The sequence below is a fragment of the Hyphomicrobium sp. DMF-1 genome, assembly GCF_027886585.1.
GTDB classification, from domain to species: Bacteria; Pseudomonadota; Alphaproteobacteria; order Rhizobiales; family Hyphomicrobiaceae; genus Hyphomicrobium_C; species Hyphomicrobium_C zavarzinii.
Window position 1 is genome coordinate 917,403 of sequence record NZ_CP115706.1, and the last position, 19,767, is coordinate 937,169.

The 19,767-nt window shown below is 62.5% G+C and carries 20 protein-coding genes and 2 pseudogenes; 9 read left to right on the top strand and 13 right to left on the bottom strand.

Translation table 11 applies throughout. The annotated features are described in order from the left end of the window. Window position 1: 1 nt before the first annotated feature. Window positions 2–808: pseudogene (locus PE058_RS04105) on the bottom strand (YifB family Mg chelatase-like AAA ATPase); the annotation flags it as partial. 124 nt (window positions 809–932) lie between these two features. Here PE058_RS04105 and PE058_RS04110 point away from each other — a divergent pair. After that, on the top strand, window positions 933–1,364 hold the full coding sequence (locus PE058_RS04110; protein WP_271029951.1) for a hypothetical protein: 432 nt from the start codon (window positions 933–935) through the stop codon (window positions 1,362–1,364). A 111-nt stretch (window positions 1,365–1,475) separates the two neighbouring features. Further along, window positions 1,476–1,985, top strand: a complete 510-nt coding sequence (locus PE058_RS04115) for a hypothetical protein (RefSeq protein ID WP_271029952.1) — start codon at window positions 1,476–1,478, stop codon at window positions 1,983–1,985. Between the two features lie 260 nt (window positions 1,986–2,245). Here PE058_RS04115 and PE058_RS04120 read toward each other — a convergent pair whose 3' ends face one another. After that, window positions 2,246–3,208, bottom strand: coding sequence for an IS1595 family transposase (locus PE058_RS04120; protein WP_271030593.1), 963 nt, complete (start codon window positions 3,206–3,208; stop codon window positions 2,246–2,248). A 105-nt stretch (window positions 3,209–3,313) separates the two neighbouring features. Here PE058_RS04120 and PE058_RS04125 point away from each other — a divergent pair, with 105 nt between their 5' ends. Then, complete coding sequence (locus tag PE058_RS04125) at window positions 3,314–3,544, top strand: DUF6471 domain-containing protein (RefSeq protein WP_271030594.1); 231 nt, start codon at window positions 3,314–3,316, stop codon at window positions 3,542–3,544. 218 nt (window positions 3,545–3,762) lie between these two features. Here PE058_RS04125 and PE058_RS04130 read toward each other — a convergent pair whose 3' ends face one another. Continuing rightward, window positions 3,763–4,311 carry a hypothetical protein gene (locus PE058_RS04130; RefSeq protein WP_271029953.1) on the bottom strand — a complete coding sequence of 183 codons (549 nt, stop codon included), beginning with the start codon at window positions 4,309–4,311 and terminating at the stop codon, window positions 3,763–3,765. 169 nt (window positions 4,312–4,480) lie between these two features. Between PE058_RS04130 and PE058_RS04135 the strand changes: the two genes are divergently transcribed. Then, window positions 4,481–4,624: a hypothetical protein gene (locus PE058_RS04135; RefSeq protein ID WP_271029954.1), complete on the top strand. Its 144-nt coding sequence runs from the start codon at window positions 4,481–4,483 to the stop codon at window positions 4,622–4,624. Between the two features lie 289 nt (window positions 4,625–4,913). Here PE058_RS04135 and PE058_RS04140 read toward each other — a convergent pair. Next, window positions 4,914–5,651: pseudogene (locus PE058_RS04140) on the bottom strand (magnesium chelatase domain-containing protein); the annotation flags it as partial. Window positions 5,652–5,808: 157 nt separating this feature from the next. Here PE058_RS04140 and PE058_RS04145 point away from each other — a divergent pair. Further along, window positions 5,809–6,246, top strand: coding sequence for a VOC family protein (locus tag PE058_RS04145; protein WP_271029955.1), 438 nt, complete (start codon window positions 5,809–5,811; stop codon window positions 6,244–6,246). On the opposite strand, the gene PE058_RS04150 is transcribed toward PE058_RS04145, so the two are convergent. Further along, window positions 6,213–7,916, bottom strand: coding sequence for a SulP family inorganic anion transporter (locus PE058_RS04150; protein ID WP_271029956.1), 1,704 nt, complete (start codon window positions 7,914–7,916; stop codon window positions 6,213–6,215). The two genes, PE058_RS04145 and PE058_RS04150, sit on opposite strands and share 34 nt — an antisense overlap. A gap of 299 nt (window positions 7,917–8,215) precedes the next feature. Here PE058_RS04150 and PE058_RS04155 point away from each other — a divergent pair, with 299 nt between their 5' ends. Continuing rightward, on the top strand, window positions 8,216–8,545 hold the full coding sequence (locus tag PE058_RS04155; RefSeq protein ID WP_198011113.1) for an META domain-containing protein: 330 nt from the start codon (window positions 8,216–8,218) through the stop codon (window positions 8,543–8,545). Window positions 8,546–8,613: 68 nt separating this feature from the next. Here PE058_RS04155 and PE058_RS04160 read toward each other — a convergent pair whose 3' ends face one another. Then, window positions 8,614–8,820 carry a hypothetical protein gene (locus PE058_RS04160; RefSeq protein ID WP_020084101.1) on the bottom strand — a complete coding sequence of 69 codons (207 nt, stop codon included), beginning with the start codon at window positions 8,818–8,820 and terminating at the stop codon, window positions 8,614–8,616. 267 nt (window positions 8,821–9,087) lie between these two features. Beyond that, the gene (locus PE058_RS04165; RefSeq protein WP_271029957.1) at window positions 9,088–9,474 is read right to left on the bottom strand and encodes a hypothetical protein; all 387 of its coding nucleotides are present in this window, start codon (window positions 9,472–9,474) and stop codon (window positions 9,088–9,090) included. A gap of 512 nt (window positions 9,475–9,986) precedes the next feature. On the opposite strand from PE058_RS04165, the gene PE058_RS04170 reads away from it, so the two are divergent. Next, on the top strand, window positions 9,987–13,256 hold the full coding sequence (locus PE058_RS04170; RefSeq protein WP_271029958.1) for an autotransporter family protein: 3,270 nt from the start codon (window positions 9,987–9,989) through the stop codon (window positions 13,254–13,256). Window positions 13,257–13,317: 61 nt separating this feature from the next. Here the strand turns inward: PE058_RS04170 and gshB are convergent, their stop codons facing one another. After that, window positions 13,318–14,271: a glutathione synthase gene (gene gshB / locus PE058_RS04175; protein ID WP_271029959.1), complete on the bottom strand. Its 954-nt coding sequence runs from the start codon at window positions 14,269–14,271 to the stop codon at window positions 13,318–13,320. A gap of 7 nt (window positions 14,272–14,278) precedes the next feature. After that, the gene (locus PE058_RS04180; protein ID WP_020084106.1) at window positions 14,279–14,938 is read right to left on the bottom strand and encodes a pyridoxamine 5'-phosphate oxidase family protein; all 660 of its coding nucleotides are present in this window, start codon (window positions 14,936–14,938) and stop codon (window positions 14,279–14,281) included. A gap of 183 nt (window positions 14,939–15,121) precedes the next feature. On the opposite strand from PE058_RS04180, the gene PE058_RS04185 reads away from it, so the two are divergent. Beyond that, on the top strand, window positions 15,122–15,463 hold the full coding sequence (locus tag PE058_RS04185; RefSeq protein ID WP_271029960.1) for a hypothetical protein: 342 nt from the start codon (window positions 15,122–15,124) through the stop codon (window positions 15,461–15,463). Window positions 15,464–15,557: 94 nt separating this feature from the next. On the opposite strand, the gene PE058_RS04190 is transcribed toward PE058_RS04185, so the two are convergent. The 3 genes from PE058_RS04190 to rsmI all read right to left on the bottom strand — a co-directional run bounded on the left by PE058_RS04190 (window position 15,558) and on the right by rsmI (window position 17,545). Next, window positions 15,558–16,097, bottom strand: a complete 540-nt coding sequence (locus tag PE058_RS04190; RefSeq protein ID WP_026867748.1) for an SRPBCC family protein — start codon at window positions 16,095–16,097, stop codon at window positions 15,558–15,560. A gap of 132 nt (window positions 16,098–16,229) precedes the next feature. Then, the gene (locus PE058_RS04195; protein ID WP_271029961.1) at window positions 16,230–16,613 is read right to left on the bottom strand and encodes a YraN family protein; all 384 of its coding nucleotides are present in this window, start codon (window positions 16,611–16,613) and stop codon (window positions 16,230–16,232) included. A gap of 5 nt (window positions 16,614–16,618) precedes the next feature. After that, window positions 16,619–17,545 (bottom strand): 16S rRNA (cytidine(1402)-2'-O)-methyltransferase, encoded by a 927-nt coding sequence (rsmI, locus tag PE058_RS04200; RefSeq protein WP_271029962.1) that lies wholly within the window; start codon window positions 17,543–17,545, stop codon window positions 16,619–16,621. Between the two features lie 288 nt (window positions 17,546–17,833). Here rsmI and PE058_RS04205 point away from each other — a divergent pair, with 288 nt between their 5' ends. Beyond that, on the top strand, window positions 17,834–19,117 hold the full coding sequence (locus tag PE058_RS04205; protein WP_271029963.1) for a penicillin-binding protein activator: 1,284 nt from the start codon (window positions 17,834–17,836) through the stop codon (window positions 19,115–19,117). Window positions 19,118–19,152: 35 nt separating this feature from the next. On the opposite strand, the gene PE058_RS04210 is transcribed toward PE058_RS04205, so the two are convergent. Beyond that, on the bottom strand, window positions 19,153–19,707 hold the full coding sequence (locus PE058_RS04210) for a hypothetical protein (RefSeq protein ID WP_020084112.1): 555 nt from the start codon (window positions 19,705–19,707) through the stop codon (window positions 19,153–19,155). Window positions 19,708–19,767 lie beyond the last annotated feature (60 nt).

Sequence of the window (19,767 nt, forward strand, 5' to 3'; positions counted from 1 at the left end):
CTCACGCAACCCGCTCCTGCCTCAACGTCTCGCCGCGGTAGGAGAGGGCTTCGGCGATGTGGATGCGGCCGACGGTTTCGGCGCCGTCGAGGTCAGCCAGAGTGCGGGCGACGCGGAGGGTGCGGTGGAAGCCGCGGGCGGAGAGCTTGAGCGTTTCGGCGGCCTGGCGAATGAGGGTGATGCCTGCCTGATCGGGCTCGGCGGTTTTTTCGAGAATGTGGCCCGTGCATTCGGAGTTGGTGCGCAGTTTCGGGGCGCCGTGCGCGAGGAAGCGCGCACGCTGGCGTTCGCGAGCGGCGGTGACTCGGGCGCGCACCTCGGCGCTGCCTTCGTTGGGCGGCGGCAGCACGAGATCGGCGGCGGAGACGGCCGGCACCTCGATCTGAATGTCGATGCGATCGAGCATGGGGCCTGAGATGCGCGCCTGATAGTCTGCGGCGCAGCGCGGGCCGCGTTTGCAGCTCTGCCCCGCGCCGCCTCCGCACCGGCAGGGGTTCATGGCGGCCACAAGCTGCATGCGGGCCGGATAGGCGATGCGATGGTTGGCGCGGGCGATGATCAGCTCGCCGGTTTCGAGCGGTTGACGTAGCGCATCGAGTACCGCTGGCTGAAACTCGGGAAGCTCGTCGAGGAAGAGGACGCCGAGATGGGCGAGGCTCGCTTCGCCGGGACGCGGCCGCGTTCCGCCGCCCACCAGGGCTGCCATGCTGGCGGAATGGTGAGGCGCGCGAAAGGGACGCTCGGTGCAGAGCTTTCCGCCCATCAGCTCTCCGGCGAGGCTGTGGACCATCGAGACGTCGAGCATCTCCGGCATTGCGTAGCAAACGCACCAAGTCTCGACTGGAGGAACTCTAGCTGATTTGCGAGTCTGAGGGCGAACAAGGGCCAATGATACAGTATGTCATTGGCCAAAACGCTCTGGAGTCGTTTGCTTGGCAGAACCTCACGTCATCACCGCGTTGTCTCGGAAGCGCGCCGAGCTATCCGGTGACATTGAACGGATGCAGCGCGAACTAACCGCTGCGATCGCGTCTCTAGAAAAGCTGGATGCAACGCTTCTCTTGTTCGACCCGACTTATGAGATCGCCAGCATCAGGCCGAAAGCATTCCGTCCTCCCGATGATTGGTCGAAGCGCGGGGAGATGACCCGGATCATCCTGGGCATCCTGCGGAAGGCGACAGAGCCGCTAACGTCCTCAGACATCGCGGCTCAGTTGATTGCAGAGCGAGCGTTAGAGCCCACAGACAAGCTGCAACGGCTGATGACTAAAAGGGTAGGAGTCGCTTTGCGTGGGCTCAGAGATAGAGGCATCGCAGCATCTTCGCCGGGGCCGGGAATGAGCGTGCTGTGGTTTTTGAACTGACGGGAAGTTGTTGCATCCGTGCAACCTGCTGGGGATTGTCAGCGTGCGATCCATTACATTTGAACGCGAATAGGCTACGACGACTCAACTTCAAGATTCTGTAGGCCTCAAATGCTAGAGCGCGTCTGCCACGCTGATGGCACGTTTCAAGAACTCGAAAGGCAATGGACCGAGCAATGCGAAGCCTACGATGAGGATTTAGCGGCTTATGCGGCCCCTCACCTCGAACTCGCTAAGAAGATCTCGGAAGAAAATCCGCAAGATTCGAAGTACGGCATCTTCGCCCTTAAATCCGGCGGGGAATATTCCTGCTTGATGCACGTTAATGTTGCGCGCCTTCCAAAGACTGAGGGTAAGACGCTACGCATCTTGTGGATTCTTCTCGCTCCAAAGTACGATTTCGAAGATATCGAAAGAGAGCTGTTGGCTAGACTTTCTGCTGAAATCGTGCTTGGCGCCCTCGGCCTAGCTGCAGGAGCGCTAGGCTCCGATCAGATTAAGGTTCATCTCGGAAATATCGGCGACAGACAATACTTCACAGGATTTTGCGCAGCTCTGGTAGGGGCCGATGTGGTTGCTGAGGCAGCGATTCGAGGCAATTGGCTACATGTGAAACAGTAGCCTAACGTGCGACATACTGTCGCAGTCAGCCTCACTCAAGACATTTAGTTGCTATATCTCGAACGTAACAACCCAGTAAGAGGTTTGGAGTTAAACGTGAGTTTCGACGCTAGGAGACATACAATGGCAACCGCGCATGACGCCGTGCTCGCTCAAGCGATCTACGACGCCTTTCTTAAGGCTGCGCATGCTATGAGCGACGAACAACTCAAATCTATGTCGTGGTTCGGTCGAAACGTAACCGCTCTCAAGGCCGCGGCTTAGTCTTTCCCACGCTGCCAGTATCCCTTCCAATTCCGCGACACTGGATGCGCCATCGCAAGGCTGACAATGCGCTTTGCGAGCGCTCCGTTGTCGAGACGGCGGTGATCCTCCATCCAAGCCGCATGGGCTGCATACTGATGCAGATGCTGCGGGCTCACATGATGATGCTGGCCGTCCACCATCCGGCGAAGGCGAGCTAAAAAGCTTTCCGCTTGGTTCGTGCATGCGCCGTTGAGCGAGTAAGCGACTTGGTGATTGATGCGGTACGCCTTGAACTTCGCGTGCAGCGCATCCCAGTGCGCAGCTTCGTCAGCGTGAAGTTCTGAACCGGGCGCTACGACCTTCGCGACGAACGCGACGCCATCCGCTTCTGACTTTGTGACGGTCGTCATCGTGCGGCCCTTGCGTTGGCGCGCAACAACGACGACGCGGCGCTTGCCGGTCTGGTTCTTCGCAAGGCGGCGATCAATGCGATCCTCGGCGCGATTTGCAGGGCGGATGTGGCCACCGAAGTAGGCGCCATCGACTTCAACGGTGCCATTGAGTTCAGCGCCGCTGATCTCTGAAGCCATTGCTTCGCGCAGCTTGTGCGCGAGAACGAATGCCGTCTTGTGCTGGCAGTCGAGATCCCGAGCGAGTTGGAGCGCAGAGACTCCCTTTGCGCCGTTGATCAGGATGACGATCGCCGCGAGCAGATCGGTGTAGCTCATCTTGCGGCTGGCAAGGATCGTTCCCGACGTTGCGGAGAACTGATGCGAGCACGCCTTGCACTTATGCTTGCGGCGCGTCGTGATCTCGTAAGCCTCAGTGTGATTGCATTTCGGGCAGACCGGCTTGCCCTCGGTTTCCGGCCAACGCATCTGCTTGAAGAGGCCCCAAGCCTTGTCCTCGCCCATGCAATAGACCTCGCGGAGCGAAATGCTCCGGGCCTTTGCTGTGAGGAGGAAATGGGTTGGCATCATCAAATCCGATGTAAAGTACATCAGATATGATGACATTACACATCGTTGTCAATGGCAAAAACATCGAATATGATGATTTTCTCATCTGATTCGATGGTGCACATGCGAGACGACGATTGGGCGGAACGCGCCAAGGGCCTTCTGAAGGCCGAGCTAAAGCGCCGAAACGTCGGCTATCGGGAGTTGGCCGATAAGCTGACGGCAATGGGCGTGCCTGAGAGTGAGCGGAACATAGCGAATAAAATCAGTAGGGGCGGCTTTACCGCTGCGTTCTTTCTGCAATGCCTGTCCGCAATAGGATGCTCCGTCGTCCGGTTGGACGATTTGCAATAACTGTGGAATCCGGCAGCGAAGGGGGACGCGCGGACTATACAGAATCTGTATAATCCACGCGTTGCTAATCCCTCATCAGAGGGGAGCCGGTAATCTCCGGGTGTGTTGCCAAAACACGCAGATCTCCTTTCTGTTGACGCTTCCGGGCTAAGGACGCGGGGTTAGTGAACTGGCGGGAGGATCGAGCAACGCTACACCAGCGCCCGATCCCCCCTAGGCTAGACCGGGTACGAGCCGGTTTCGCCGTTTGATAGAGAAGGCCTCGCCACTTCGGTTGCGGGGCCTTTCTCTATTTTGACCTTGCGCGCGTAGTTGTTGCCAACCTTGTCGAGGTCGCCCCGGTTGGCGGCACGCCACAGTTGCGGCGAGACGAACTCACTCTTTACATCGGGCCACCAGGTGCGACGGATGAAGTCGGTTATCTCCGGGCAGCTTGCGCACGGCTTGCCGATGGCTTCGAAAGAGGCGAGCGCCTCATTCGCCATTTCCAAGATCGGTGGGATGCCGTCGGGCTTCCGTTTCGGTTTGGATTCGAACTCCAAAGACGAAACGACGTTTCCGACCGCGTCGGCGAGCGTCTTGACTTGCTCCGACGGTAAAAGCGCAGTGACGACGCGCTCCGCAATCTGGAGTTCTCGATCGGCGGCCTCAAGATCTTGCTGTTCCTGATGCAAGTCCGCGATCGTGCGTACGATGTCGGCGCGGCGCTGCCGATTGGCGTCGCGCTGCACTCGAATGCGTTCGATTGTTTCAATTGGCGTGCTCATAGGGGCGACTCTCCGCGAGTCGTCACTCCATCTCAATCTCACCCACTCCATCACCTGTGCATGAAGGGGATGCTTGTGCACAGGGCCTGTGGGAAACATCGGGGATTATTCAGAGCGACACCGACTCGCTCTAATGTGCAGCCGTCTGACATCCACATGGAGACACGTCATGGCACGCAACGAGAAGACGTCAAAATCCGTCGCTACGAAAGCGTCTAAGATCCTGAGCGATCCAAAGTCGACTAAGTCGGAGAAGTCAGTAGCGGCTTCGGCGCTGTCGCAGGCCCCGGATCGCGGCGGCAAGAAGAAGTGATCGCTTCGACCTCTTCCAATCTCTCAATCGACACGACGCAGCAGGCGGGGATCACCATGACCCCGCCTGCTTGCATGTCGGCAGAGTCGATGTCCGCCATCGACTGACAGATGACCTTGGCGTTATCGCCATCTGTAAGAAGCCATCCGACTGTTGTGCATTTCACCGGCTTCGGAGCGGGGATGTCGTGAAGGAACATCCATCGCCCCGCTGGCTGACGGCTGTCCTCCCACGTGATCAGAACGAGGGGGCAATCAGTCATTCGAGATCGCCCTTGGTGCGTTTGCTACGCAATGCCGAGCATCTCCTCGGGCGTGAGCGGGGGAAGGATCGACGGGAGGCGGGCGGCGAGCATGGATTTTCCCGATCCCGGCGGGCCGATCATCAGCAGGTTATGTCCGCCGGCAGCCGCGACCTCGAGCGCACGCTTGGCGCTTTCCTGACCGCGGACGTCGCGGAGATCGGGAAGAGCGGTTCGGTCCTGCTCGAGGGCGGGCTTGGGGCGCGAGAGCGTTTGCAGCCCTTTGAAGTGGTTGACCAGCGATAGAAGGTGAGGAGCGGCGAGAATGTCGGCGTCCTCTCCGGCCCAGGCTGCTTCCGAACCGCAGGCCTGCGGGCAGATCAGCCCTTTGCCCATGGCGCTGGCGCCAATGGCGGCGGGCAGGGCGCCGGGGATCGAGCGGATCGATCCATCTAGCGCCAACTCGCCAATGGCGGCGTATCGCTCGATGGCGTCGGGTGCGACGGCCTCCATGGCGACCATGAGTGCGAGCACGATGGCGAGATCGAAGTGGCTGCCCTCCTTCGGCAGGTCGGCGGGGGCGAGGTTTACGGTTATGTGCTTGTAAGGGAGGCCCAGGCCGACCGCGTGCAGCGCGTTGCGCACGCGCTCCCGGCTTTCGGCGACGGCTTTGTCGGGCAGGCCGACGATGGCGAAGGTCTGCTGGCCCGGGGTAATCCGCACCTGGACTTCTACGGCGCGCGCCTCCACGCCCACGAACGCAACTGTTGCGATGGTCCCGTACATCTCACCCCCGGCGCGGCTGTCATCAGTAGGGGGAACGCCTGACCCGGGAATATCCGTCGCGAAAGGCTGTGCGAAACGCCGGTACCGCCAGAACCTCGCCTCGCGAAGTGCGTTCTATCTTCCGTCGTCTCTTGGATTTTCTCAGGGAACTTTCGAAATGGCCGGACCCAGTGCGAAGTGCAGTCTCATCCCCTGCCTCGGCTACAAGGATGCCGACGCGGCGGTCGATTGGTTGTGCGAGGCGTTCGGCTTCGAGCAGCATGCGGTCTATCGCGACGACGCGGGTCAGGTGGTTCATGCTGAGCTCACGTTCGCGAACGGCATGATCATGATCGGGCCGGACAACGGGGGTGAGTTCGGGAAGCTCGTCATGACGCTGCCCGAGCGCGCGGGCGGGCGGTGCACGCAGACCCTCTACGTCATCGTCGAGGATGTGGACGCGCACTATGCGCGGGCTTCCGCGGCGGGTGCGGAGACCGTGATCGCGCCGCGGGGAGAGAGCTACGGCGGGCGCAGCTACTCCGTCCGCGATCCCGAGGGGCACGCGTGGAGTTTCGGCAGCTACGATCCCTGGGCGGCGTCCACGACGTCCTGAATGCTTGGGGCGTAGTGGACGCGGGGAGATCTGAGCCCCGCGCTGAGGAGGGCACGGCGCACGTTCGGGCGAGCCGCGGTGAAATACACTTTCGTCCCTGCGCCTTCGAGCTGGTGCACGAAGCCTTCCAGGGATTTGGCGGCGGTGCTGTCGACGAGGGGCACGTCGGCGAAATCCAGGATGAAGGTTTTGGGGTGCTCTCCGATGCGGTCCAGCACGCCGCGCACGGCGGCGGTGGCGGCAAAGAAGAAGGCGCCCGAGATGCGGTAGACCACGACGTCACGACCATAGGTGGCGGGCTCGTAGCGCGTGCGCTGCTCTCCGGCCGTATCGGCGGCATCGTCCGCCACGAGGGCGTGCCCCGTTTCGACCTCCACGTTCTCCGCCATGCGGTGCATGAAGAGGAAGGCGCCGAGCGTGACGCCGACGGTTATGGCGATCGTGAGATCCTCGAAGATGGTGAGGAGGAAGGTCGCCATGAGAACGGTCGCGTCTCCCCAGGAGGAGCGCAAGAGGGCGGCGAACTCCTCTTTCTCCGCCATGTTCCAGGCGACGACGGCCAGTACGCCGCCGAGGCTCGCGAGGGGGATGTAGGCGGCGAGCGGCGCGGCGACCAGCAGGAACAGCAGGATGTAGACCGAGTGCAGCATGCCGGAGACCGGCGTTCGCGCTCCGGCGCGCACGTTGGTCGCGGTGCGCGCGATGGTGCCTGTCACGCACATGCCGCCAAAGGTGACGGCTGCGATGTTGGCGGCGCCCTGGGCGACCAGCTCGCAATTGGAGCGGTGCTTGCGTCCGGTCATGCCATCCGCCACGACGGCCGAGAGCAGGCTTTCGATGGCGCCCAAGAGGGCAATGGCGAGGGCGTCCGGGAAGACGGCGCGCAGCTTGGCGAGATCGAACGAGGGGAGCGAAGGGGAGGGCAGCATGCGCGGCACCTCGCCGAAGCGCGAGCCGATGGTGGCGACATCGAGCTGGAAAAGCGCCGTGAGCAGCGCCGTCACGGCGACGGCGATGAGCATGCCGGGCCATTTGGGCTTTACCCGGCGCAGGCCGACTATGAGGACGACGGCAAGCAGCGACAATCCGATTGCGGCCGGGTTGAACGATCCGAGCGCGCTCCAGATGGCCGCGAGCTTGGGGGCGAGGGCCGCGGGCTCATGGGCGAGATCGAGGCCCAGCAGCTCTTTCATCTGGCTCGCGAAAATGATGACGGCGATGCCCGCCGTGAATCCGACGGTGACGGGCAGGGGGATGTATTTGATGTAGGTTCCGAGCCGCAGGAAGCCTGCGAGCATCATCAGCAGGCCGGCCATGGAGGTTGCGAGCACGAGACCGTCGTAGCCGTGCCGTTCCACGATGGCGGCGATCAGCACGATGAAGGCGCCCGCAGGCCCGCCGATCTGGAAGCGGCTGCCGCCGAGCGCCGAGATCAGGAAGCCGCCGACGATGGCGGTGAACAGCCCCTTCTCCGGGGAAAGGCCCGAGCCGATGGCGATGGCCATCGAGAGGGGGAGCGCGACGATTGCGACGGTGAGGCCTGCCAGCGCGTCCGCTCCGAAGTCTTTCGCGCCGTAGCCTTCACGCAGGAGCGTGATCAGCTTCGGCGTGAAGAGCTCGCGAAAGGTCGGCGCAGGCGGTTTGCGCGGGGGTGACGCGGACGCGTCCATGGATCCGTCTCCTTGATCAAGGAGCGGCGGGATCGTCGGCTCGGGTGTCGGCGGTCGCCGTCGCAACGAAGTCGCGGCAGGAGTAATAAGCGGTTCGAATTCTACAGAATTCGGCCACGTTCAGGTGTGCATCTTTAGGCCATAGGGCGTGCGTGTCCGGTTCGCAATCGTCGCAGGGCGCACTCCTGCATTTTTCTGTGCTTTGGGAGACTGTCCTTGTGAGGTCGTTTAGATTTGTGGCCGGACTTCTTGTTGCCGCAGGTTTTCCATTTGCCGGAGCGGCTGCGGATGATGCGATTTTGACAGACATCACCTGGCTGGCTGAGGACATCGAGGGGCGCGGCGTCGTCGACAACGTCGCTTCCACGTTTCGTATCGATGCCTCCGGAAAGCTGAGCGGGGCTGGCGGCTGTAATCGGATTTCCGGCACGGCGAAGATCGCCGGAGAGAAGATCACCATCGCGCCGCCTGCAACCACGCGCATGATGTGCCCGCCCGCGGTCATGGACCAGGAGCAGAAATTCCTCGGCGCGCTTACGCGGGCTCGCAGCTACAAGCTGGAAGGGTCCATCCTAAGATTGCAGGGAGAGGACGGCGCCGAGCTGCTGCGACTGGTGAAGTCCGATTAATCCACTCCGCGCTATCACCGCGCGAACCCGTATCGCCGAGTGCGAGCCGGCGATACGGAGAGAGGTCCTCAAATCTTTGCGACGGTGCCTGCGGGACGGCATGTCCAGCGCTTCACGTACCAGCGCGGATGCTCGTCGGTCCATTTGGCAATTTCAGGCGCGGCGCCCATCACGCACTGCATCGGCGTCATGCTCTCCGCTTGAAAGATGAGGCCGACATCCTTGCATTTGCCGGGTTCGGCGGTGAGGCAGGCAATCAGTGCGAGCTCGATCATCGATAGGACCCTTTTTCTTTGGCATTGAGCGCTCCTCAAGGCCGGACGTTTCGGTTCCCATCGTCGTTCTTATCGTTATTGGAAGCGCAGACATGCGGGCTGCGCTTCAAAGATTGTGGAGTGACTCTAGGTTTTGATACTTCCCGTCCCTACCAACAAAAGGAGATTTGTAATTCGGCTACGCCATTTCCAGTCCGGATAATGTCGCAGCCAAAAAGGTGCGGCGAATTTCCGGGCTTTGTTCAAATAACAATGGGCTTGCTGTTTCTAGAGCAAAAGCAACGTCAAAACGCTCGCTGCGCAGACGGCAATAAGGGTGGATTCGACGGGGCCGAAGCGATGGTCCACCCATCGGGGTAGGGCGTTGTAGCGCGGGGCATGACGCGCCAGCCAGAGCGAGCCGAGAAAGATCCAGCTCAGGATAAACCCGATCAGGGCGAGGGTCGCGATGCCGCTTGCGTTTCCGGGGGGCTCGGGCACGAGGGCAATCATCAGCGCGACGCCCGCGAGGCTGAACACCAGGAGAGCGGCGACCAGCTTCAGCGTCTTTCGGAAGCCCGGCGGATCATTGATCCATTGCCGGCGCATGCCGGCGATCGACGCCGCCCCGAAGGCGAGGAAGAGAACGATTTTCGACAGTGCCGTGTAGTCCACCCGCGTGCCCCTTTCGGGCTCATGTCCCCAGAGTCTGATGCTCCGCTCTAATCGAACGTGATGCAATCGTTCGGGTGCTGCACTTGCTCAGGTCTGTATCCATTCTGCCACTGGCAAGATGTAACTCTGGCGAGATTACATAAGTAGGGAACTAGTCCCGTAGGCAAGTTCCATCCGTATGTTCACTGTAGGGGTGAAACGTTATTGCGTTTTGCCTAACTGCCATCAGCGCGCGGGCAAAGCTGACAAATAACGGTACAGATTGGGCCCGCTGACGCCTTTTGACGGGAACTGTTCCGCATCGGTGTCGGGAGGGTCTGACGGGAGGACAGTCAATGTATTGCGTATCGCCTGGCGCATCCGCCCCAGCATATCTGCCACATTCGTCTTGTCCGCCCGAGGGGCCGCCCTGGCTTTGAAGCCAGTGTGAGGCCGCGCGCTAACGCGCTCCAACACCTTCGCCTTCCAAAAAAAAAGAACCTCGCCAACCAACATCTTCGATGGGGGAAGATATGACTCGTTTTGCGTTCAAGCCGCCTGTCCGTCTCGGCAGTGCGGCCGCTTCACTCTCGCTGGCGCTCATGCTGAGCGTTTCCGTCTCGCATGAGGCGATGGCCGCATGTGCGCCGAGCTCAACCTTGACTGTCGGCATCGAATGCGAGGGGGAGCAGGAGAACACGTCCCACATCACCATTACGGATGGAGGAAACGCGGGCGACAAGTTTGCTCCGGGGCTGGTCTCGGATCTGTTCGCGAACTCGGCACTCAATGCATCCTTCACGCCTGCGACAGCCATCACGGTCAGCGGTATTCTCGTCACCCCTATCGATGGGGAGGGAAACCTCAAGAACAGCGGCGACATCGAAAATACGATGTCGAACGACAAGATCCTCGACAACGCGGTCAAAACGACCGCGAAAACAACCGTCCATGTGCCGCCTGGAGGTTGGGGTAGCAGCACGCCTTCCGGCACGACGACATACACGGTGACTGACAAGGATGGCGCCGTAACGACGGTGGCACGGGCCGCTACTGCCGCCGAGATCCGGGCGATCACGGCCGCGCCGGTCGTCAACGGTGATGGGAGCAAGGACTACGCGAGGACGTTCGGTGCCGATACCATTTCCTCGTCGTCCAACGTTGCCAACATCATTGGGATCAACGCAAACGACGACGGCGAATACAACATCGAGAACACCGGGAACATCAAACTGAGTCATGCCGGCGTCGGCCAGCTTTACGGCATCGCAGGAAACGGTGATGTAGAGGAACTCAATGTCACGAACTCCGGAAAAATCGAGGTCGAACGCGACAGCATTGTCATCACCCGCCTCAGGAGCGACGCCATTCAGGCGCGCCCGGACGATGTCACGGCGAGTGTCGGGACGATCCCAAATGCCGGTCTGCAAGTGGCGGCTGGCGTTTTCGTGGAGGAAGAGCTCGAGTCGTTCTCGCTAGATAATGAAAAGAGCGGAACTATTTCCGTTTCCGGAAGCCTGGCTGCTGGAGTCTACAGCCGCGCTGCCGAATTCAGCCTCATCAACGATGGCCTCATCGAGCACACGGATGGGCCTGGCGGCGGTATCGCCATTGCCGCCGTCTCCGATTCCGGCATCACGAGCACAGCCGAGATCGAGAACCGCGGCACGATCTCGGGCGATATCGTGATGACGAACGGTCACGCGCTCCGCTGGTGGGGTCTCAATGTGCTCGGCCCAATCGATGCCAGCACGGCTCTTCAGAAAGACTACCTCCGTATCAACTCTCAATTCGGCCAGCTCGACTCGACCATCGTCAACAGCGGGACGATCACCGGCGATTTCTACTACTCGAACGGCGCTCATGTTCTGAGCAACGAAAGCGAGGGGACAATCGAGGGCGACATCCATGTCGATCAGAGACGGACGCTGGCGCCCGGCAGGTCGTGCACGGTCGGCAGTGAAGGCTGCTTCGCCACGGGAGTAGTAGTCGGCGATGCCGTGCAAGGCAATCCGGCCCACGGTGAGCTGCCGGCCAGCGAAAACTCGGCGTCAATCGTCACCGCGGTCGACAACAGTGCCGCCGTGATTGCGAATCCCGATCTCGGGATTGCAGGCGCTGCCGCCGGCGCAACTCAGTCCGCCACATTCGATATCTCTATCTGGGGTTCGAAAACCTTCACGCTGGAAAACGCCGGAGACATGGAGGACGTCGACCTCACGATCTTCACCAGCCCCGCGACCACGATCTACGGGTTCGACGTCGCCGACAGCCGCAATGTACTCAAGCCGCACATCTTCGGTGGAGGCGCGGGGTCCACTGCCGCGTTGCCTTCGGAGAACAGCGGCTTCATCGACGATCTCACCGTCGTCGACGTGGACAACAGCGGCAACGTCACCGGTGGGTCGCTCAGCCGGACGACGACGATCGCTCCCGTGATCGACAGCGTCGTGAAATCCGGCGAGTGGTATCTCGTTGCCAAAGAACTCGATGCACTGAACGTGGGAGACACTCCCGAAGTCGAAGGCACGGTGCTCGTGAGCTGGACAGCGGACGCCGCTGCGGGCGCGGGCGGGGATTCGCTTGCGATCCAAGCCACCGTTGCCGACGCTTCGAGTGTTGAAGGCCTGTCCAAGCCGGGCATCTCGGCTCTCAACGGGTTGCTATCCGTCGAGGACAGCGACTCCGATGCGGGTGCCTTGGCGGGTGCCGTCCAGAATCTCTCGGAAGAGGACGACGTGCGCAAGGCCGGCGAGCAGTTGAAGCCGGAGACCAACTACGCCACGCAGCAGGCTGCAATCTTGCTCAACCAGGTCACCGGCCAGCATATCGAGGCACGCCTTGCCTCGGTCGGCGCAACCGGGTCCAGCGGAAACAGCTTCCCTCAGCCGTCTGGACTGGGCATGAAGCAGAATGATCCCAACCGGTCCAACCTCGGCGGATCCACGCCGAGCGTCGATGCGGGGCCGTCGCAGGGAGGCGGCGCTCTCTGGGGCCGAGCCTTTGGCGTCGGCTTCAATCAAGACGAGATCGAAAACGTCGACGGCTACGACGCGCGCCTCTACGGCATCCTCGCAGGCTATGACAACTGGGCCGCACCCGGCGTTCGTGTCGGCGTGGCGATCGGATATGCCAACACGGATATCGACGGAGAGGGCGACACGAAGGCCAACAAGACCGGGATCGACAGCTATTTGGCCGAACTCTATGCCTCCTACAGGGGTTCGGGCTGGTATGCGACGGGCCGCACCGGCTTCACGTGGCACGACTACGAAACGACACGCGTTCTGAGCGTGCCTTTGCAAGACGTAGCAAAGGGCGATCACGAGGGCGATCAATACAATGCTGCGTTGGAGCTGGGTGCGCCGATGCACGTCGGCGGCGGCAACATTCTGACGCCGGTCGCGTCGTTGACGTACTCCAAGCTGCGGCAGGACGGCTATAAGGAGACCAGCGACGCCGGCATGGGGCTCTCCGTCGGCGATCAGAACAACGACTCGCTGGTGTCGGGTCTCGGCCTGAAGGCGCTGGTGCCGATCGCTGTCGATACTGTGCTCGAGGCACGGGCGCTTTGGTTGCACGAGTTTTCGGACGATGCGCAGGATGTCACGGCGAGCTTCGCGGCCGGCGGCGCGACATTCACGGCCGCGGGGCCAGGTGTTGGGCGCGATTCAGCAGCGCTGGGCCTGGGTCTGCTGGCGCAGATCGGGCCGGAATCGACGTTCCAGCTCAACTACGACGCCAATATCCGCGAAGACTATCTCGCTCATATCGGGTCGGCGCAGTTGTCGGTCCGCTACTGATCGTGCTTCGGCGCTCCGGCTCGATGGCGGAGCGCCGAACGATCTGCTTACGGGGTCGCCGTCAAGCGGTCTTGGCGGCGACCTTCGTCTCGATGACGTCCCAGATGCGTGCGGCGATGTCTGTGCCGCCGAATGCCTTCACCTGGCGGATGCCAGTCGGCGAGGTGACGTTGATCTCGGTGAGGAAGCCGCCGATCACGTCGATGCCGGTGAAAATCAGGCCGCGGCGCTTGAGCTCAGGTGCAAGACGGGCGCAGATCTCGCGCTCGCGATCGGTGATCTCGGTTTTCGCTGCCGTGCCGCCGACATGCAGGTTCGAGCGGGTTTCACCTTCGGCCGGCACGCGGTTGACGGCGCCCGCGATCTCTCCGTCGATCAGAATGATGCGCTTGTCGCCGTTGCGGACCTCGGCGCGATATTCCTGAACCATGAAGGGCTCGCGGAAGACGGTTTGGAACAGCTCGACCAGGGAGGCGAGGTTGCTGTCCTCGGGGCGGATGCGAAACACGCTCGCGCCGCCGTTGCCGTAGAGCGGCTTCACGATGATGTCCTTGTGCGCCCGGCGGAAGGCCAGCACGTCGTCCAGCGAGCGGGTGACAAGGGTCGCCGGCATCAGGTCGAGAAAATCGAGAACGAAGATCTTCTCGGGCGCGTTGCGAACGTGCGCTGGATCATTCACCACCAGCGTCTTTGGATGAATGCGCTCCAGGAGATGCGTGGTGGTGATGTAGGCCATGTCGAAGGGCGGGTCCTGCCGGAGCAGAACCACGTCCCAGTTGGCGAGATTTTCCCGCCGCGCGTCGCTCAGCCGGTAATGGTCGCCGAGCTTGTCGACGACGTTGAGGCTGTGGCCGCGGGCGAGCAGCCGGTCGCCCTCGAGCGCGAGGTTGGGCGGCGTGTAGTAGAAGATCTGGTGACCGCGCCGCTCCGCCTCCAGCAGGATGGCAAACGTGCTGTCGCCGCGGATGTCGATCCGCTCGATGGGGTCCATCTGGCAGGCTATGCGAAGCGGCATTGGTCTCTCAGGCCTTCTCGTCGCCGGTCATGACCCGGCCCATCCATTCGTCGATCGTGATATGTCCGGCCCGTTCGACGGCTGCGGTCTCGTGCGGGCGCAAGGTGTCCTGCATCCCGTCGATGCGCTTCCATTCGCAGAGGGGCGTCTCGGTGTCCGCGCGCGGCACATAGCGCGAGGCGGACAGCTTCTTGTAGCGGTGGATGTAACGAGGGCAGTTCATCCACACGTCGGAAACCGCGACTTTCACGACAAGCTCGGCCTCCTTGAAGAGCCCCATGAGCGGGCCCTCCTTCAACACCTGTGCCTTGCCCTGCAATCTCAGGCGGAAGGGGCGCTCGAAGTCGATGAACAGGCAGCCGATCTCGCCGTTACCCGCGATGTTGCCGGTGGAGTAGTGCATGCCGTTGCCGTCATAGCTCGGAAAGGCGAGCGTGGTGGCATCGAGTACTCTGACGAAGCCGGGATCGCCGCCCTTGTAGGATACGGTCGGCCGGCCGTTGTGGTCGGCGGAAGCGAGGAAGAACATGTCGCGGCTTTCGATGAAGGCGCGCGCGACATCGTCGATCTCAGTCTTGGCGGCGATCGCTTCCACGCGATCCGCCATCGTGCGGCTCTCGAAGAGATCCTGGAACTCGCGATGCTTTGGTCCGTAAAGCCTGCTCATATTTCCTCCTCGTCTCTCGTTCCTCTCCGTACCCCTGCGTCTTGGCAACGCTTCGATTTTTATGGGGCGCGTTAAATCCATCTTAACCGGAAAAACCAGATTTTCTCCATAGTTACCTGCGGGACAGCGCGCAGGCGCGACATAACCTAGTTTCTGCGTCATGCAAGGCCGATGGAGATTGCCATGACGCCTCAGACCTCGATTGCCACAGCCGTGACTTTCAAACCGGTCCGCGTTGCCATCGCGGCCATTCTTCTCACGGGCGCGCTTAACTCCCAGGCCGGCGCCGTCAGTCTCGGCGTCAAGCTCGCCTGCGCTTCCGATTACTACTCCTATTGCAGCCAGCACGCGCCTGGAAGCACCGCGGTTCGCCAGTGCATGCGTTCGCATGGGCCGCAGCTCTCCAACCGCTGCATCAACGCGCTCATCTCCGCGGGAGAGGTTTCCAAGATCGAGGTCGATCGCCGTCGTGCTGCGGCGATGGCCGCGAAGTCGGGCCGCTCCAAGACTGCATCCGCGGACTGATCTTCCATCCCTTTCCAGAACGAATTGAGGGCGCGACCCGGTTGGATCGCGCCCTTCGTTATTCCGGCCGTCTTCGATATCGGACTTCGCGCGACTACTTCTTGTCGTCGTCGTCCTTTTTGCCGTAGGTGGCCTTGATGCTGTCGATGCCGGCCTTGAAGATGCCGTCGATGGTGCTGCGAGCTTCCTTGTCCTCCTTGCCGTCAGCGGCATCGTAGGTGGAGCTCCATACGACGTTGATCTCGTCGAGGTCGTCGTCATCGGGGGTGACGGAGAACTGTGCCTCGTAGTTCTTCACAGGAAGCGGGCTCTCGACGATGGAATAGCGGTAGCTCATTGCGCCGCGGTCGAGGAGCTTCTCCTTGATCTTGCCGCCGTCCTTCAGGGTCAGCGTGCGGAAGGTATCGTCACCCTCCTTGCTCTCGTCGCAGGCTGCTACTGCCGGGTGCCATTCCTTGATCGCGCACCAGCCGCCCAGCTTGTCCCAGAGCGCTTTGCGCTCCTCTTCGACCTTCTTTTCGTCGACGTTGAGCTCAAGCTTCTTGGCCGAGACGAGGCTCGCGGCGGAAGCCACTCCGGCTCCCACGGCCAGCGCGCCCGCTGCCAGCATTAGCGCGATAATCGATCTTCTCATGGCGTACTCCCGTGAAGGGCCCATTGAGGCCTCAGTTTGCAAATGCGTTACACTGTAGCGTATAAAACATCCGGTGTGCCGGCAGGAAGTCCTGGCAATCACAAATGTTCGTGTGGTCGAGAAAATTCCCGGCTACAGGCCATTCTCGAGATGCCGGGGCCAGCCGCGCCCAATCAGGAACACGATGTCGAAGCCCAGCTCATGGGATTGATAACGCGTGTGCTGGGCGAGCCAGAGATCGGCAGCCCTGCGAATGCGGGCGCGTTGCTTCGCGGTGACGGCGGCTTCTGCCGCTTCCAGGGTGGCGCGTTGCTTGACCTCGATGAACGCGAGGCGGCGGCCCCGCACGGCGATGAGATCGATCTCGCCGAGGGGCGTTTTTTCCCGGCGCCCGAGAATGCGGTAGCCGCGCAGGCGCAGCGCCAGCGCCGCGATCCATTCCGCATGACGGCCGAGTTTGTATCTGGCGCGGCGTTCCTCCCTTAGACGATCCTTGTGCGGAGGAGGCGCCGGCATCCCGTTCAACTCCCCGCGCGGCGCTTGAGACCCAGGGCTACGTCGTAGACACGGGCTTTGGGGACCTTCAGCGTGTCGGCCACCATGCGGGTGGCGTCGCGGATGCTCAAGCTTTCGAGCGCGGGGGCGAGGCTTGCTTCGATGGCGGCGTCGGTAACCTCCGTCTCCTGCGGGGGGGCGACGACGATCACCACCTCGCCTTTCGGAGGATCAGCCGCGAAGTGGCGGGCCAAGCCGGTGAGAGGCGCGCGGCGGACATCTTCGTGCAGCTTGGTCAGCTCGCGCGCGACGGCCGCTTCGCGGTTGCCGAGTTCCTCGGCCAGATTGGCGAGCGTGTCGGCCGTTCGCGTGGGGGCTTCGAAGAAGACGAGCGTGGCAGGAATGGCGGCCAGCTCGGCGAGCCTGGATTTTCGTGCGCCCTCCTTGGCGGGCAGGAATCCTGCGAAGAAGAACGCGTCGGTCGGCAAGCCGCCCACAGTGAGTGCGGCGAGTGTCGCCGAGGGACCGGGTACGGCGACGACGGCATGCCCCGCGGCGGCGGCATCGCGAACGAGCTTGAAGCCTGGATCGGAAATCAGCGGCGTTCCCGCATCGCTGATGAGTGCGATCGAGCGCCCGGCCTCCAGCTCCGAGAGGATGCGGGGGCGCTGCTCCTCGGCGTTATGCTCATGATAAGGACGCAGGGGCGTGCGGATCGCGTAGTGCGCGAGCAGCGTGCGGCTGTGGCGGGTGTCCTCGCAGTAGACGACATCGGCGCGCGCCAGGGTTGCGATTGCGCGCAGCGTCATATCGGCCAAGTGGCCGATCGGGGTCGAGACCAGATAGAGGCCCGGGCCCAGGGGCAGGCCAAGCTGGCGCTCGATTTCGAACCCGACGCGGCTTGCGGTCGCGAGGCTGTTTACCTTCTCGTTCTCGGGAGGCTCGTCTCTCATCTTTCCGCCCCTAACCCGGACTAGCTTCCCACTCCATCCGGACAGACAGTCGGGCGATGGCCGTGTCGCGGCACCTCTCTTTCACTCCTTTGCCGTGGAAAAACCAAGAGATATTTGGATTGCCGTGACACAATTCACTTCACGCCCCGGCGCTTGGCCTGTAACCAGAGGCTCTTCAGGATGCTTGGCCGCCTCTGTCGCCGGCCAGGTATCTTTTGCAATCATCTTCCCTGGTCATGGTACTCTCGGCGTGACGTTGTTTTCTACCGGCTGCAGAGGACCGCACTCATGATCGACGCCGGACCTCCAGTCCGTCCTGCGGGATGGCGCGCGCGGCTTCGCGCGGCGGGGCGTCTCGCGTGCCGCGCGGCTGGGGGCATGGCCGCGGCTGGCCTGGTTGCAGCCTGTGCCACCAATCTCGGCAGTCCGACCAGCGACGTGACGGCGGCGCTGGGCGATCAGAAGGGCGCGCCAGCAATGGGCGGGAGGCCGCAAAAGCCCGTGCGCATCGGTATGCTGCTGCCTCTTTCGGGCTTCGGGCCGCAGGCCTCGACGGCGAAGGGCATGAAGCAGGCGGGCGAGCTTGCGCTGTTCGAGCTCGACAATCCGCTGGTGCAGCTCATCGTCAAGGACGACAAGGGCTCTCCGCAAGGTGCCGCACAGGCGGCACAAGAAGCTATCGGAGAAGGGGCCGAGATCATCGTTGGCCCGCTGACGGCGCAGGCGACGCAGGCGGTGGCGGCGGTGGCGCGCAAGGCTAACGTGCCGGTGCTCGCGTTTTCCAACGACCGGCGCGTGGCCGGGAACGGGGTCTATCTGATGAGCTTCCTGCCCGAGCAGGAAGTGGATCGCATCGTCGCCTACTCCGTGGGCCGGGGGAAACGCCGCTTTGCGGCGCTGGTGCCGGATGACGCTTATGGCGCGGTGATCGAGCCCGCGTTTCGCCGGGCGGTGGAGCGGAATGGCGGGGCGCTCGCCGTTGTCAGCCGCTATCCGCTCGAGCCCAACGCGATGCTGTCACCGGTGCGGGCGCTGGCTGACGAATTGAAGCAGAGCCAGGATTCGGCGGCGCCCATCGATGCGCTGCTCATTGCCGGCGGCGCGGACGTGCTGCCGCAGATCGATCCCATCCTCACCTATTCCGGCATCAGCGCCGATCGCGTGCAGTTGCTCGGAACGGGCGGCTGGGATTTCCCGAACGCGGGGCGCAGTCCGGCCTTCGTGAAGGGCTGGTATCCGGGACCGGATCCGCATGGCTGGGCCGACTTCGCGCAGCGATTCTCCCGCTCCTTCGGGCAGGCGCCGCCGCGTCTCGCGAGCCTTGCCTACGACGCGGTGAGCATTTCCATCACGCTGTCTTCAGCGGAACCGGGGCAGCGCTTCACGCCGCAGGCCTTGACGCGGGCCTCGGGATTCACGGGCATCGACGGCAGCCTGCGCTTCCGTGCGGATGGGCTGCCGGAGCGTGCTCTCGCCGTGCTCGAGCTTCAGACTTTCGGTGGCAACGTGCTCGACCCCGCCCAGGCCACGGCGCCGGGAGACGGCCGCGTCACGGCGGTCGGCGCGCAGTAGCGTGGCGCGCTGCGATCCGGTTTTTCCAGGTCAGATCAGGCGGCGTTGAGCGCCCGGTTCTTGGGGCGTGTCGCCGCGTTCTTCCTCGAAAGCTCGAGGAGCGCCTCGATCGAGGTTTCGAGGCGGATGTCGTCCAGCGTCTGGACGCGCCCCTGCTCGAAGCTGGCGTAGCTCATCAGCGGCCTTAGCTCATCGCGCATCCGGTCGATGACGTACGTCAGTGCGTCGAGTTGCTCGCCCGCGGATTTGTGGAAGCCGACCGCGGCGTGGGTTCCCGTGTCTGCCGCGACAAGCGGCTCGGTGGCGAGCGCCCAAGTCAGGGGCTCGTCGAGGAGATCGGCCTGCTCGATACGCAGGGCGGGTGCGGTCTCGTTTGCCGGTCTGGCCTTCGCCGTCCAATCGCGAACGCGGCCGGCGAGCTCGGAGTCGAACCTCGCCGATACAGAGGTCCAGGCCGTCTCAGCGATCCGGCGGATCTGTGCCGCTGCCTTGCTGGCCCGGGCGGGCAGGCGGCGTCCTTCGTCCAGCACGAAGAAGAGGAGATCCTCGTACCAGAAGGGACCGGGCGTATTGAGGCGGAAACCAAGCATGGGCGTCTCGTGCGCTGTAACACCAACGCGAAAACCATGGCGGCGCGTGGCGACGCATCC

Bases quoted from the DNA above. Each gene is read 5' to 3' on its own strand.
- PE058_RS04115 (WP_271029952.1), top strand. From the start codon at position 1,476: ATGCTAGAGCGCGTCTGCCACGCTGATGGCACGTTTCAAGAACTCGAA.
- PE058_RS04120 (WP_271030593.1), bottom strand. From the start codon at position 3,208: ATGCCAACCCATTTCCTCCTCACAGCAAAGGCCCGGAGCATTTCGCTC.
- PE058_RS04125 (WP_271030594.1), top strand. From the start codon at position 3,314: ATGCGAGACGACGATTGGGCGGAACGCGCCAAGGGCCTTCTGAAGGCC.
- PE058_RS04130 (WP_271029953.1), bottom strand. From the start codon at position 4,311: ATGAGCACGCCAATTGAAACAATCGAACGCATTCGAGTGCAGCGCGAC.
- PE058_RS04135 (WP_271029954.1), top strand. From the start codon at position 4,481: ATGGCACGCAACGAGAAGACGTCAAAATCCGTCGCTACGAAAGCGTCT.
- PE058_RS04145 (WP_271029955.1), top strand. From the start codon at position 5,809: ATGGCCGGACCCAGTGCGAAGTGCAGTCTCATCCCCTGCCTCGGCTAC.
- PE058_RS04150 (WP_271029956.1), bottom strand. From the start codon at position 7,916: ATGGACGCGTCCGCGTCACCCCCGCGCAAACCGCCTGCGCCGACCTTT.
- PE058_RS04160 (WP_020084101.1), bottom strand. From the start codon at position 8,820: ATGATCGAGCTCGCACTGATTGCCTGCCTCACCGCCGAACCCGGCAAA.
- PE058_RS04170 (WP_271029958.1), top strand. From the start codon at position 9,987: ATGACTCGTTTTGCGTTCAAGCCGCCTGTCCGTCTCGGCAGTGCGGCC.
- gshB (WP_271029959.1), bottom strand. From the start codon at position 14,271: ATGCCGCTTCGCATAGCCTGCCAGATGGACCCCATCGAGCGGATCGAC.
- PE058_RS04180 (WP_020084106.1), bottom strand. From the start codon at position 14,938: ATGAGCAGGCTTTACGGACCAAAGCATCGCGAGTTCCAGGATCTCTTC.
- PE058_RS04185 (WP_271029960.1), top strand. From the start codon at position 15,122: ATGACGCCTCAGACCTCGATTGCCACAGCCGTGACTTTCAAACCGGTC.
- PE058_RS04190 (WP_026867748.1), bottom strand. From the start codon at position 16,097: ATGAGAAGATCGATTATCGCGCTAATGCTGGCAGCGGGCGCGCTGGCC.
- PE058_RS04195 (WP_271029961.1), bottom strand. From the start codon at position 16,613: ATGCCGGCGCCTCCTCCGCACAAGGATCGTCTAAGGGAGGAACGCCGC.
- rsmI (WP_271029962.1), bottom strand. From the start codon at position 17,545: ATGAGAGACGAGCCTCCCGAGAACGAGAAGGTAAACAGCCTCGCGACC.
- PE058_RS04205 (WP_271029963.1), top strand. From the start codon at position 17,834: ATGATCGACGCCGGACCTCCAGTCCGTCCTGCGGGATGGCGCGCGCGG.
- PE058_RS04210 (WP_020084112.1), bottom strand. From the start codon at position 19,707: ATGCTTGGTTTCCGCCTCAATACGCCCGGTCCCTTCTGGTACGAGGAT.